At 60.3% G+C, this 13,609-nt stretch carries 12 protein-coding genes and 1 pseudogene; 1 reads left to right on the top strand and 12 read right to left on the bottom strand.

The annotated features are described in order from the left end of the window. Positions 1 to 87: 87 nt before the first annotated feature. The 5 genes from B3V69_RS01245 to B3V69_RS01225 all read right to left on the bottom strand — a co-directional run bounded on the left by B3V69_RS01245 (position 88) and on the right by B3V69_RS01225 (position 5,696). Positions 88 to 603 carry a GNAT family N-acetyltransferase gene (locus B3V69_RS01245; RefSeq protein WP_296443048.1) on the bottom strand — a complete coding sequence of 172 codons (516 nt, stop codon included), beginning with the start codon at positions 601 to 603 and terminating at the stop codon, positions 88 to 90. Between the two features lie 11 nt (positions 604 to 614). After that, on the bottom strand, positions 615 to 1,946 hold the full coding sequence (gene glmM, locus B3V69_RS01240) for a phosphoglucosamine mutase (protein ID WP_296443046.1): 1,332 nt from the start codon (positions 1,944 to 1,946) through the stop codon (positions 615 to 617). Positions 1,947 to 1,972: 26 nt separating this feature from the next. Further along, positions 1,973 to 2,863 carry a dihydropteroate synthase gene (gene folP, locus B3V69_RS01235; RefSeq protein ID WP_296443044.1) on the bottom strand — a complete coding sequence of 297 codons (891 nt, stop codon included), beginning with the start codon at positions 2,861 to 2,863 and terminating at the stop codon, positions 1,973 to 1,975. Positions 2,864 to 2,974: 111 nt separating this feature from the next. Then, positions 2,975 to 4,903, bottom strand: a complete 1,929-nt coding sequence (ftsH, locus tag B3V69_RS01230; protein ID WP_296443042.1) for an ATP-dependent zinc metalloprotease FtsH — start codon at positions 4,901 to 4,903, stop codon at positions 2,975 to 2,977. Between the two features lie 118 nt (positions 4,904 to 5,021). Further along, positions 5,022 to 5,696: an RlmE family RNA methyltransferase gene (locus B3V69_RS01225; protein ID WP_296443040.1), complete on the bottom strand. Its 675-nt coding sequence runs from the start codon at positions 5,694 to 5,696 to the stop codon at positions 5,022 to 5,024. A gap of 28 nt (positions 5,697 to 5,724) precedes the next feature. On the opposite strand from B3V69_RS01225, the gene B3V69_RS01220 reads away from it, so the two are divergent. Then, positions 5,725 to 6,198: a YhbY family RNA-binding protein gene (locus B3V69_RS01220; protein ID WP_296443038.1), complete on the top strand. Its 474-nt coding sequence runs from the start codon at positions 5,725 to 5,727 to the stop codon at positions 6,196 to 6,198. Between the two features lie 48 nt (positions 6,199 to 6,246). Here B3V69_RS01220 and B3V69_RS01215 read toward each other — a convergent pair whose 3' ends face one another. From B3V69_RS01215 to B3V69_RS01185, 7 genes and pseudogenes are all read right to left on the bottom strand, one after another. Further along, positions 6,247 to 6,669 carry a DUF4149 domain-containing protein gene (locus B3V69_RS01215; RefSeq protein WP_296443037.1) on the bottom strand — a complete coding sequence of 141 codons (423 nt, stop codon included), beginning with the start codon at positions 6,667 to 6,669 and terminating at the stop codon, positions 6,247 to 6,249. Between the two features lies 1 nt (position 6,670). After that, on the bottom strand, positions 6,671 to 7,147 hold the full coding sequence (gene greA / locus B3V69_RS01210) for a transcription elongation factor GreA (RefSeq protein ID WP_296443036.1): 477 nt from the start codon (positions 7,145 to 7,147) through the stop codon (positions 6,671 to 6,673). Between the two features lie 98 nt (positions 7,148 to 7,245). Then, positions 7,246 to 10,536: a carbamoyl-phosphate synthase large subunit gene (carB, locus tag B3V69_RS01205; RefSeq protein ID WP_296443034.1), complete on the bottom strand. Its 3,291-nt coding sequence runs from the start codon at positions 10,534 to 10,536 to the stop codon at positions 7,246 to 7,248. Then, on the bottom strand, positions 10,529 to 11,722 hold the full coding sequence (gene carA / locus B3V69_RS01200) for a glutamine-hydrolyzing carbamoyl-phosphate synthase small subunit (protein WP_296443032.1): 1,194 nt from the start codon (positions 11,720 to 11,722) through the stop codon (positions 10,529 to 10,531). Before carA ends, carB begins: the two co-directional genes overlap by 8 nt. Before the next feature lie 279 nt (positions 11,723 to 12,001). After that, complete coding sequence (locus tag B3V69_RS01195; RefSeq protein WP_296443031.1) at positions 12,002 to 12,796, bottom strand: TrmH family RNA methyltransferase; 795 nt, start codon at positions 12,794 to 12,796, stop codon at positions 12,002 to 12,004. Further along, complete coding sequence (rnhB, locus tag B3V69_RS01190) at positions 12,793 to 13,440, bottom strand: ribonuclease HII (protein WP_296443029.1); 648 nt, start codon at positions 13,438 to 13,440, stop codon at positions 12,793 to 12,795. The genes B3V69_RS01195 and rnhB overlap by 4 nt, the downstream gene beginning before the upstream one ends. Beyond that, positions 13,412 to 13,609, bottom strand: a pseudogene (locus tag B3V69_RS01185) (lipid-A-disaccharide synthase); the annotation flags it as partial. The pseudogene B3V69_RS01185 and the gene rnhB, both read right to left, overlap by 29 nt.

Here is a 13,609-nt window from a genome sequence, read left to right as displayed (position 1 = left end):
CAACCCTCAAGTGTATGGTTTTACGCATGGCAACGTGCTTGAATGGGTACTCGACTGAAGAATCCAGTCAAGGCCCTCACTCCGCCGCTACCGAAGCCACTTTTGCAGAAACTGGGCTTGTCCCATGGCAGGGTCGAGCTGGTAGTTGGCAAACCCGACCCGGTTGTATAGCCGGATGGCGCCCGCATTGCCTTGCAGCACCTCCAGCGTGAGTTTGCAGGCGCCACGTTCGCGCGCGATTTCTTCAGCCAGCGCCAGCATCTGCTCGGCAACGCCCTGCCCCCGATACTCCCGCACCACCGCCACGTCGTGCACATTCACCAAGGGCTGGCAGGCAAAAGTGGAAAAACCTTCCAGGCAGTTCACCAGCCCGACGGGAAGCTCACCGGCAACGCCGTCAACCGCGCCAAACGCCAGCACGCTGAAAGCCTGCGGCCGGGCTGCGAGCGCGGGCACCAGATGGGCCTGGGCAAACGCACTCAAGGGCTCACCACCCCCCATCGGGTCCCTGGCGTAAGCGTCCAGCAGGCTCACCAGGGCACTGGCATGCACCGGATTGGCGTAGTCGGCACGACAAATGCGCACGGAGGAAGTACGCGGCATGCTGGGCGCGGTCAGGCCGAAATCGTGCCGGCCACGCGCTCGGCACACGCCTTGGCCTGCGCGGCGTCACGCGCCTCCACCATCACCCGCAACAAGGGCTCGGTGCCACTCGCGCGTATCAGCAGTCGGCCGGTATCGCCCAATTCAGCCTCCACCGCCTGCGTTTCACTGGCGAGGTTGACGCTGGCTCGCCAGTCCTGGCCCGGTTTCAGGCGAACATTGATCAGCGTCTGGGGGAACAGGGTCACGCCAGCCAGCAATTCGGCCATGCTTTTGCCACTTCGAACGCAGGCTTGCAAGACCTGCAGGGCCGAAATCAAGCCATCGCCCGTGGTGTGTTTGTCCAGTGCCAGCAAATGGCCGGAACCTTCACCGCCGAGCAGCCATTTGTGCTTTTCCAGTTCTTCCAGCACATAACGGTCACCAACCTTGGCACGCACAAACTGCACGCCACGCGCCTTCAGAGCCACCTCCACCGCCATATTGGTCATCAAGGTACCCACCACCCCCGGTACGTGTTCATCGCGCCCCAGGCGGTCGTCCGCCATCAGGTAAAGCAGCTCGTCCCCGTTGTAGAGTCGGCCCTCCGCGTCCACCAGTTGCAGGCGGTCGGCATCGCCATCCAGTGCCACGCCGAAATCGGCCTTGTGGGTTTTGACGGCTTCGATCAGGGCCTGCGGGTGGGTGGCGCCCACTTCGTGGTTGATATTCAATCCATCGGGCGAACAGCCGATGGCAATGACTTCCGCCCCCAGTTCGTGAAACACCTTGGGCGCGATGTGGTACGCCGCGCCATGCGCGGCATCGACCACAATCTTCATGCCTTTGAGCGTCAGGTCATTGGCGAAAGTGCTCTTGCAGAACTCAATGTAGCGGCCGGCCGCGTCGTCCAGACGACGGGTCTTGCCCAGACTGGCAGAGTCAGCCCACACCGGCGCCTCGTCCAGTGCCACCTCGACGTCCAGCTCCCAGGCGTCAGACAGCTTGGCACCTTGGGCACTGAAAAACTTGATGCCGTTGTCGGGGAAGGGATTGTGGCTGGCGCTGATGACAACCCCCAGTGAGGCCCGTTGCGCCCGCGTGAGGTAGGCCACGCCCGGCGTTGGCAAGGGGCCCAGCAGCACCACATCGACACCGGCAGAGTTGAAACCACTCTCCAGTGCACTCTCCAGCATGTAACCGGAGATACGCGTGTCTTTGCCGATCAGCACCGTCGGTCGTGCTTCCGTTTTTTTGAGCACACGGCCCACGGCATGCGCCAGACGCAACACGAAATCAGGCGTGATGGGCGCTTGCCCCACGGTGCCGCGAATACCGTCAGTTCCAAAATACTTTCTGCTCATATAAGCATCCTTGTCCTTCAATTTATTCAACTTGACGCTGGCGATCTTATAGCGCCGAGCACCTGGAGTGCCTGCACCGTTTCGCGCACGTCGTGCACGCGAACGATGGAAGCGCCGCGCTCGACCGCCAGCAAAGCGGCTGCCACGCTGGGCACCATGCGCTCATGCGCGGCCAGGCTTGCCACCACGCCCTCCTGCGAGCTACCCGTGACCACTGCCAGCGATGATTTTCGCGACCAACCGGCCAGCAGCGGATAGCCACCGCTCAGCAATTCACTTTGTCGTGCCAGCAGCGCAAAGTTCTGCGCCACCGTCTTGCCAAAACCAATTCCGGGGTCGATCACGATTCGACTCTTTTGAACCCCCTGCCCTTGTAGCTGCTGGGCTATCTGCTGCAGAAACGATAGCACCTGCGGCACGACGTCACCCGCCATGGGGGCGACCTGCATGGTCAGTGGCTCACGGTGCATGTGCATCAGGCAAACACCACACCCTGGGTGCCGCGCCACGACCTGCATGCCATCCATAGGCGTGGGTGCCGCGTTGGGCTCAGTCCAGCGCAGGGCCCATATGTCGTTGATGATGTCGACCCCGAGGTCCAGCGCGGCTTGCATGACTTTCGGTTTGTAGGTGTCGACCGACACCGGCACACCCAATCGGACGGCTTCACGCAGTACCGGCAACACACGTGCCAACTCTTCTTCCAGCGGCAGGGGCCGAGCGCCGGGACGAGTCGATTCGCCACCGATGTCCAGAATATCGGCGCCGTCCTGGAGCAGCTCTTCACAATGCCGCAACGCCGCCGTGGTGGTGGCATGCTGCCCGCCGTCCGAGAACGAGTCGGGCGTGACGTTGACAATGCCCATCACTTGAGGGTTCGTCAAATCAACAAGAAATCGACTTGTGTTCCATTGCATGGAGAATCTAGCGCTTTTTTTCGGAGAGGGCGAATTGCCACAGGCCAACTGCGACAAGGATCAAAACAAAAACGGGGCTACTGTGCCCCGTTTTCTCGATAAATACCGCTGCTAAGCCGCCGTAGGCGCCGCGTCGGGCTTGACTGCGGGTGCCCCGCCACCACTTCCGCTGTCCCCACCCGCGGAGGCGGATGGAATGCGTGGCGTCCAGTCTTTGGGTGGACGGGGCTCTTTGCCGGCCATGATGTCGTCAAGCTGGTCGCTGTCGATGGTTTCCCACTCCAGCAGAGCTTTCGCCATGGCGTGCATCTTGTCCTTGTTGTCTTCGATGAGCTTGCGCGCCAGGCTGTACTGCTGGTCAATGATGCGGCGAACCTCAGCGTCCACCTTCTGCATGGTTTGCTCGCTCATGTTGGTGGTCTTGGTCACCGAGCGACCCAAAAACACTTCCCCTTCGTTATCGGCATAAACCATGGGACCCAAGGCATCGGTCATGCCATAACGGGTCACCATGTCGCGCGCAATGTGGGTGGCACGTTCAAAGTCGTTGCTGGCGCCCGTGGTCATCTGGTTCATGAACACTTCTTCCGCGATACGACCACCAAACAGCATGCTGATCTGATGCAGCATGTATTCGCTGTCGTAGCTGTAACGGTCTTGCGCCGGCAGGCTCATGGTGACGCCCAGAGCGCGACCACGCGGAATGATGGTCACCTTGTGCACCGGATCGCACTTGGACAGCATCTTGCCAATCAAGGCGTGACCTGATTCGTGGTACGCCGTGTTCTTGCGTTCGCTCTCTGGCATGACCATGCTCTTGCGCTCAGGCCCCATCAGGATCTTGTCTTTGGCCTTCTCAAAGTCCTGCATTTCTACCGTGCGCGCATTGCGGCGTGCGGCCATCAGAGCAGCTTCATTGCACAGATTGGCAAGGTCGGCGCCGGACATGCCAGGTGTGCCACGCGCGATAACGGCGGCATTGACATCCTGGCCCAAAGGCACCTTGCGCATATGGACATAAAGAATCTGTTCGCGCCCGCGAATGTCCGGCAAGGTGACATACACCTGACGGTCAAAACGACCAGGACGCAACAAGGCCGCATCCAAAATATCGGGGCGATTGGTGGCGGCCACCACGATCACACCAGCGTTGGTTTCAAAGCCATCCATCTCCACCAGCATCTGGTTCAGGGTCTGCTCGCGCTCATCATTGCCACCGCCCAGACCGGCGCCACGCTGACGGCCCACCGCGTCAATTTCATCAATGAAGATGATGCACGGGGCATTTTTCTTGGCGTTGTCGAACATGTCGCGCACCCGGGAGGCACCCACACCGACGAACATTTCCACAAAATCGGAGCCGGAAATCGAGAAGAACGGTACCTTGGCCTCGCCGGCAATGCCTTTGGCCAGCAGCGTCTTGCCGGTGCCGGGTGGGCCGACCAGCAGCAGGCCACGGGGAATCCGCCCCCCCAGCTTCTGGAATTTGGCCGGGTCTTTCAGGAAGTCCACGACTTCCTTGACTTCTTCCTTGGCTTCATCACAACCGGCCACATCGGCAAAAGTGACCAAGTTGGTATTTTCATCCAGCAAGCGCGCCTTGCTCTTGCCAAAGCTGAAGGCGCCACCCTTGCCGCCACCCTGCATTTGCCGCATGAAGTAAACCCAGACACCAATCAGCAACAGCATCGGGCCCCAACTGACCAGCAAAGTCATCAGCAGAGAACCTTCTTCACGTGCTTTCACATCAAATTTGACGCCATTGGCAATCAGGTCGCCCACCAGACCACGGTCAAGGTAGGTGGCTGTGGTTCTGACTTTACGGTCGTCGTTGGTCACGGCAACAATTTCAGTGCCGCCCTGACCTTCCTGGATGATGGCGCTCTTGATACGCTTGCCGCGAACCTCTTCCAGAAAATCGGAATAGCCCAAGTACCCGGCGCCCACCGTTCCCCGTGTGTCGAACTGTTTGAACACAGTGAACAGCACGAGGGCGATGACAAGCCAGACGGCAATTTTCGAGAACCACTGATTATTCAAGCGAGGCTCCAATACGGACGCAAATTAGAAGACGAAGCACAGTTGGGAGCTATTTTAGGCGTTTCAAGGCGTGCCGGGCGTGATTTTCAAGTTTTCAGCCACAGGCAAAGCATGGGATTCAGGGTGATTTCAAACCGACGCCGACCAGAAACGTTTCGGATGACTTGTCACGGGAAGCCTTGGGTTTAATCGGCTTCACCACCAGAAAGGTCTCCTTGAATCGCTTGACCAACTGGTCGTAGCCACCGCCGTGAAAGACTTTGGCCACCAGCGCGCCTTGCGGTTTCATATGGTTTTGGGCGAATTCAATCGCCAGTTCAACCAGATTTTCAATCCGGGCGGCATCGGTAGACGCAATGCCGGACAGGTTGGGCGCCATGTCTGACACCACCACATCCGCCTGCCGGCCCTTCATTTCCTCCGTCAAGCGCTGCAAGACCTCAGTCTCGCGGAAATCCCCCTGCAAAAAGACGACACCTTCCACCGGCTCCATCGGCAGGATGTCCAGCGCGATGATGGTGCCGTTCAGCGCTCCGACCGCCGCCCCCCCGCTGGTCGCGGTTTTGGGTGACATTTTGCGTCGCACATACTGGCTCCACGCGCCCGGCGTCGAACCCAGATCCACCACGAGGTGACCCGGCTTGATCAAATGAAATGTCTCGTCAATTTCCTTGAGCTTGTAAGCGGCGCGGGCACGGTAGCCTTCGAGCTTCGCCAGTTTGACGTAGGTGTCGTTGACGTGATCGTTTATCCACGCCCGGTTAACCTTGGTGCTTTTAGTTTTGACTTTCATTTTTACCTTCGTGACCGATAATACCGGCATGTCCCAAATTCAATTGACCCCTGCCCAACGTAAAGAACACCGCGCCGACGCGCACCACCTTGACCCTGTGGTCATGGTGGGTGCTGATGGGCTTACCGCCGCTGTCAAAAAAGAAGCCGACGCTGCTTTGAATGCCCACGGACTGATCAAGATCCGCGTCTTTTCTGACGACCGGGCCGCGCGCGAAGCCATGTTCCAGACCCTGGCTGACGAACTCAATGCCGCACCGATTCAACACATCGGCAAGCTCCTGGTGCTCTGGCGGCCCATGCCCGAGCGGGAAAAGGTGGTCGATGAAAATCGCATGCCTGGCCCACGCGACTTCAAAGTGCTCAAATACAGTAAACAGGCAGGCCAGCGCCCGGAAGTCAAGACGCTACGCGTGCTTGGCAATCAACGCCTGACGGCGGGTGGCCAAGTCAAGCGCGCCAAGCCCAAGCAAATCAGCATCAAGAAACGCAGTCAAACTTGAGAGTTTGCGGGACAGGCCGCCGCTACACGCAGCGAGCCAGCTCTGTCCTCAACTGACTTGGGGACGCGGTGGCAGCAACTTGCCAAATGTCGCCGCGGCGCATACCCATTGCAGCAAATACATCACGCTGCCGACACTGTGCCATAAACGCAAATTTTCCCGCGCCACAATACGTGGCGCCACAGCAAACTCGGACAACAGCGCCAGCAACAGCCCTGACACTATAAAAATCATAGCTGTGCGCGCCCCATGGTCAAGGGCTGACGACCTATTTTGGCGTGTCTGCAGCAACAAGAACAATCCACATCCGGTCGACACCCAGGTTTGAGCCGTAAACAGCCTGGCTGCCATGCCGCCTGCCATGGCAGGCGTTGGCAAATGCACGAACAGCAGGGGCACCACCAAAAACCCGAGCGTCGTCAGGCTGCCCCACCACAGAGCAGCCACCCAGACCGGTAACCGTGACATCAATTTAGACGTAGCTGACCGCCACCACTTCATAGTGCTTGACGCCACCGGGCGCCTGGACTTCGGCGGTGTCACCCTGCTCTTTGCCGATCAGTGCGCGGGCAATCGGGCTGCCAATATTGACCAAGCCCAGTTTGATGTCGGCCTCGTCCTCGCCGACGATCTGGTAGGTCACCACATCACCCGAATCCTCTTCTTCCAGTTTCACCGTGGCACCAAACACCACGCGACCACCGGCATCCAGGTCAGCCGGATCAATGATCTGGCACGCGGACAACTTGCCTTCAACCTCCTGAATGCGCCCTTCGATAAAGCCCTGGCGGTCTTTGGCAACCTCGTACTCGGCGTTTTCGCTCAAGTCGCCCTGGGCACGTGCTTCGGCAATGGCGTTGATGACCCAGGGACGATCAACCGTTTTGAGTTTTTGCAGCTCGGCCTTGAGCTTTTCAGCGCCGCGCTTGGTGATGGGAATGGTAGCCACGTACTGCTCCGTTGGGGGTTACACAAAAGGAAACCGCCGAGCGTTGCCGTTCGGCGGTATCTAGATGCGCTGATTATGCCGTGATTGTCAGTTCACAATCAAACAGCAGCCAGCTGCGTGTGCATTTCCTGCACGGAAATCACGTCAAGATGATCGAGATGCCGCATGCCCTGCACTGCAGCCTCGGCCCCGGCAATGGTCGTGAAGGTGGTCACCCGGGCCAGCAAAGCCGAGGTGCGAATCTGACGCGAGTCGGTAATGGCGTTGCGCCGCTCTTCCACGGTATTGATGACCATCGAAATTTCATTGTTTTTGATCATGTCCACAATGTGCGGCCGGCCTTCGGTCACCTTGTTGACCACCGCGCAGGGCACACCGGCCGCGTGCATGGCGGCGGCCGTGCCCTTGGTGGCCAGCACTGAAAACCCCATGGCGGCCAGCGCGCGGGCGACCTCGATGGCGCGCGGTTTGTCGTTGTTCTTGACCGAGATGAAGACCTTGCCCGAAGGCTCTCCAGAGGCCTTGAACGGCCTGGGCAATTTGGTACCGGCCCCGATTTGGGACTTCACAAATGCTTCACCAAACGTCTTGCCCACGCCCATCACCTCGCCGGTGGATTTCATCTCCGGGCCGAGAATCGTGTCCACGCCCGGGAACTTGACGAACGGGAAAACTGCTTCTTTCACGCTGAAGTAGGGCGGTGTGACCTCATGCCGGATGCCCTGCGATGCCAGCGACTGGCCCACCATGCAGCGCGCTGCGACTTTGGCCAGCTGGATGCCGGTGGCTTTGGACACAAAGGGCACGGTGCGCGAGGCGCGCGGGTTGACTTCCAGCACGAAAATAACGTCTTTGCCATCAATGTTCTGAATGGCGAACTGCACGTTCATGAGGCCCACCACATTCAGTGCCTTGGCCATGGCCGCCGTCTGACGCTTGATCTCCGTCACCGTCTCGGCGCTCAGGCTGTAGGGCGGCAACGAGCAGGCCGAATCGCCGCTGTGCACGCCCGCCTGCTCAATGTGTTCCATCACGCCACCGATGAAGGTGGCGCCCTCGGAGTCGTTGCTGCCAGCGTCCCGAATGCAGTCCACATCGCACTCGATCGCATCGTTCAAGAAACGGTCCAGCAGCACCGGCGAGTCGTGGCTGACCTTGACGGCCTCACGCATGTAACGCTCCAGGTCACGCTGCTCGTGCACGATTTCCATGGCACGCCCACCCAGCACATAGCTGGGGCGCACCACCAGTGGGTAGCCCAGAGCAGCGGCTTTTTCCAATGCCTCGGGCTCGGTACGGGCTGTGGCGTTGGGCGGTTGGCGCAAGCCGAGCTCGTGCAGCAGCTTCTGAAAGCGCTCGCGGTCTTCGGCCGCGTCAATCATGTCAGGCGAGGTGCCAATGATGGGCACGCCATTGGCTTCCAGGTCCAGTGCCAGCTTGAGCGGCGTCTGGCCGCCGTATTGCACGATCACGCCAAAAGGCTTCTCCTTGTCCACGATCTCCAGCACGTCTTCCAGCGTGAGCGGCTCGAAATAGAGGCGGTCCGAAGTGTCGTAGTCGGTCGAAACGGTTTCGGGGTTGCAGTTGACCATGATGGTCTCGTAGCCATCCTCGCGCATCGCCAGGGCCGCATGCACGCAGCAATAGTCAAACTCGATACCCTGGCCGATGCGGTTCGGGCCACCGCCCAGCACCATGATTTTTTTCCGGTTCGTCGGCTCGGCTTCGCACTCGCTGCCGGAATCGAACGGGCTCTGGGCTTCGTAGGTCGAATACAGATAAGCGGTGTTGGTCGCAAACTCGGCCGCACAGGTGTCCACGCGCTTGTACACCGGGCGCACACCCAGGGCGCGGCGCTTCTCGCGAATGGCGGTATCGGTGGTTTTCAGCTGCTTGGCCAGGCGACGGTCAGAAAAACCTTTTTGTTTGAGCGCACGCAAGGTCGGCGCGTCAATGGCTTCCAGCGTGGTCGTTTCCAGTTCCAGTTCGATCTTGACGATCTGCTCGATCTGGACCAGAAACCAGCGGTCGATTTTGGTCAGCGCAAACACTTCTTCCACGCTCCAGCCGGCTGCAAACGCGTCGCCGACGTACCAGATACGCTCGGGGCCGGGCTCGCCCAGCTCTTTCTCCAGCACTTCACGGTCTTGTGTCTTTTCGTTCATGCCGTCGACGCCGACTTCCAGGCCGCGCAGGGCTTTCTGGAACGACTCCTGGAAGGTGCGCCCGATAGCCATCACTTCGCCGACCGATTTCATTTGGGTCGTCAGGCGACTGTCGGCCGCCGGGAATTTCTCGAACGCGAAGCGCGGAATCTTGGTGACCACATAGTCAATGCTGGGCTCAAAGCTCGCCGGCGTTGCCCCCCCCGTGATGTCATTGCGCAGCTCGTCCAGCGTGTAACCGACGGCGAGCTTGGCGGCGACCTTGGCTATGGGAAAACCGGTGGCTTTGGAGGCCAGGGCCGAGGAGCGCGACACACGCGGATTCATCTCGATCACCACCATGCGCCCGTCTTCGGGGTTGATGGAGAACTGCACGTTCGAGCCGCCGGTGTCGACACCAATTTCTCGCAGCACCGCCAGCGAGGCATTGCGCAGAATCTGGTATTCCTTGTCGGTCAGGGTCTGTGCCGGCGCCACGGTGATGGAGTCGCCGGTGTGCACGCCCATCGGGTCCAGGTTCTCGATGGAGCAAATGATGATGCAGTTGTCGGCCTTGTCGCGCACGACTTCCATCTCGTATTCTTTCCAGCCCAAGAGCGACTCTTCGATCAGCAGCTCGTTGGTCGGCGAGGCTTCCAGGCCACGCTTGCAAATGACCTCAAACTCTTCCGAGTTGTAGGCAATGCCGCCGCCAGTGCCGCCCAGCGTGAAACTGGGGCGAATCACGGTGGGGAAACCCAAAGTCTTTTGCACCACCCAGGCTTCTTCCATCGAGTGCGCAATGCCCGAACGGGCCGACCCCAGACCGATCTTGGTCATGGCGTCCTTGAATTTCAGACGGTCCTCGGCCTTGTCGATCGCCTCGGGGCTGGCGCCAATCAGCTCAACCTGGTATTTTTCCAGCACGCCGTGGTGCCACAGGTCGAGCGCGCAATTCAGCGCGGTCTGGCCGCCCATGGTAGGCAGAATGGCGTCGGGGCGTTCCTTGGCAATGATCTTCTCGACCGTCTGCCAGGTGATGGGCTCGATGTAGGTGACGTCCGCCGTGGCCGGATCGGTCATGATCGTGGCGGGGTTGCTGTTGATCAGGATGACTTTGTAGCCCTCTTCGCGCAAGGCCTTGCAGGCCTGCACCCCAGAGTAGTCGAACTCGCAGGCCTGGCCGATGATGATCGGGCCAGCGCCAATGATGAGGATGGATTTAAGGTCTGTGCGCTTAGGCATTTTTGCGGGTCTCCATCAGCGCGGTGAAGCGGTCAAACAAATAGGCAATATCGTGCGGTCCGGGGGATGCTTCCGGGTGACCCTGGAAGGAAAATGCCGGCTGGTCGGTCCGAACCAGGCCCTGCAGCGTGCCGTCAAACAGGCTGACGTGGGTGGCGCGCAGCTTGGCAGGCAGCGATTTATCATCCACCGAAAAACCATGGTTCTGGCTGGTGATGCTGACGCGCCCGGTGTCCAGATCTTTCACCGGGTGGTTGGCGCCGTGGTGACTGAACTTCATCTTGAAGGTCTTGGCGCCTGACGCCAGCGCCATGATCTGGTGGCCCAGACAGATGCCGAACATGGGAATACCGGTTTCAATCAACTCAGCCGTTGCGGCAATGGCGTAGTCGCAAGGCTCGGGGTCGCCGGGGCCGTTGCTCAAGAAGATGCCATCCGGCTGGTGCCGCAGGACCTCGGCCGCGCTGGTCTGCGCTGGCACCACCGTGACTTTGCAACCGCGCTCGGCCAGCATACGCAAAATGTTGAACTTGACACCAAAATCGTAGGCGACCACGTGAAACTTCGCACGCGTCTGCACACCATAGCCGGGCTTGCCCTGCAACTGCGGATGTGCCAGCTGCCATTCGGTTTGCGTCCACTCGTAGGTGGACTTGGCGGACACCACTTTGGCCAGGTCCGCACCCTTCATGCTGGGCGCGGCCCGCGCCAGTGCCAGCGCCTGGTCGATGGCGGCCTGGGTAATGGATTCGCCTGCGGCCAAAGCCAGAATGCAGCCGTTTTGCGAACCCCGGGTGCGCAGATGGCGCGTAAGCTGGCGCGTGTCCAGGTTGGCAATGGCGACCGTTTTCTCTTGCGTCAGGTACTGCGGCAGCGTCATGCTGGCGCGAAAATTGGACATCACCAGTGGCACGTCCTTGACGATAAGACCTGCTGCGTGCACCTTGGCAGCTTCGACGTCCTGCGTGTTGACGCCATAGTTGCCAATGTGCGGGTAAGTGAGCGTGACGATTTGCTGGCAGTAGCTCGGGTCTGTGAGGATTTCCTGGTAGCCGGTCATGGCGGTGTTGAACACCACCTCGCCAACGGTCGAGCCAGCGGCTCCGATGGAATTTCCAACAAACACCGTGCCGTCTGCGAGCGCCAGAATGGCGGGGGGGAATGTTCCCTGTAAAGACAAAAGCACTGGGTTCTCCGGATGGGGTTTTCGGGTACGCCCAAACGCGCTCAAGAGACAAATCTTGGCTTGCTGCTTAAAGGGAATTGGCTTGAGAGGGCTCTAGGCGTACAGGGTGCGGTGAAGCCTCTCATTATAGCCGAGCGAGTATTGCCCCCACGCTTGTCACTGCGTGTGCTGCGCTGCCCCCCGAGGGGGCTGGCCTTGCTTGGGGCGGCCCGGCGCGCGGCCCCCCCACGCTCTTCGCTGCCCCGAGGGGTTTTAACGCATTAGGTCGGCCGAGGGCGCTCACTCCCTGAGGGACGCCGTCGCACTGGCGTGCAGGCAAATCGCGGCGGCGGCGGCGACGTTGAGCGACTCTTCGCCGCCGGGCTGGGCAATGCGTACATGCAGGCCGGCCAGCGCTTCCAGCTCGGCACTGACGCCTTGCCCCTCGTGCCCCAGCGCCCATGCACAGGGCGTGGGCAGCTCTTTATTTTGTAGCGCCTGGTGCAGATAAGCGCCACGATGCGAGCTGGTCACGACGATCGGCACGGCCAAGGCCGCCAGATCCAGCAGTGCCACGCCTTCGATCAGTTGCAAGCCCCAGTGAGCGCCCATGCCAGCCCGCAGTACTTTGGGGCTCCACAACGCGGCCGTGCCCTTGAGCGCAATGATCTGCCTGAAACCAAAGGCCGAGGCACTGCGCAAAATGGAGCCCACATTGCCGGCGTCCTGCACGCGATCCAGAATGACGGAGGCTGTTAGGGGTTGTAACCCGGTTGCCGCCGGTAGATCGAACACAAAACCCATGCTGGCGGGCGACTCCAGACCGCTGATGTCATGAAACATGGCATCGGGAATTACTATGCTTTTTGTAGCTGCTTGCGCCCATTCTACGGGGGCTAGAGGCCAAAAAGACTCTGAAAAAACACCCACGGCAGGCTTCACGCCGCGAACCAGTGCCGCACTGCACAGGTGGTCGCCCTCGGCCCAGAACCGGCCCTGTTTTCGGTAAGCCGTGCTGTCTTGCGACAAGCGGCGCAGGTCTTTGAGAAAAGCGTTGTCTTTTGAAGTGACGTGCTGGACTTGCGGGCTGGTCATCGCAAGACCTCGGTCACCGGGCGGAAGGTTTTTCGATGCTGCGGACAGGCCCCATGCTCGGCTAAAGCGGCCAGATGCGCGGCGGTGCCGTAGCCTTTGTGTTGGGCAAAACCATATTGCGGGAACTGCTGGTCGTACTCGGCGCACCAGCGATCGCGGTGCACCTTGGCCAGAATGGAAGCGGCCGAAATCGCGGGCACGGTGGCGTCGCCCTTGACGATGGCCTCGGCCAGCATGTCCAGCACCGGCAGGCGGTTGCCATCCACCAGCACCTTCTTCGGTGTGAGCCGCAGGCCTTCTACCGCGCGGCGCATGGCGAGCAGCGTGGCTTGCAGAATGTTGAGCCGCTCGATTTCTTCAACGCTGGCTTCGGCAATGGCGAAGCACAGGGCTTTGGCACGGATTTCGTCAAACAGCTTTTCGCGGCGTAGCGCGGTGAGTATTTTGGAATCGGCCAGACCTTTGATGGGGTTCAGGTCGTCCAGAATCACGGCGGCCGCGACCACGGGCCCGGCCAGGGGGCCGCGCCCGGCCTCGTCCACCCCGGCGACCAAGCCGGGGATATCCCAGGCGAGCGCGATTTGTGTGGCAGCGGCTTGCCGAATGGCGGCTTGATCAGCCTTGGAGTACTTGCTGGATGGCATGGGCGGCTAGTCGAGGGGTGTCGCGCTGCAGTTGCGTATGCAGCGCGATGAATTTTTCTTGCAAGGCGGTTATTTTCTCAGGCGCGGCGTCCTTGGCGTCGAGCCAGACCAACACGGCCTCGGCCAGGGCCTGCGGCGTGGCGGCGTCCTGCAGCAGCTCGGGCACGAC

Origin of the sequence: Rhodoferax sp. UBA5149 (assembly GCF_002413825.1) — a bacterium.
In the GTDB taxonomy this organism is placed as follows: Bacteria; Pseudomonadota; Gammaproteobacteria; order Burkholderiales; family Burkholderiaceae_C; genus Rhodoferax.
The sequence above is the reverse complement of the archived record's forward strand: the minus strand, read 5'-3'. Positions and strand labels throughout refer to the sequence as shown.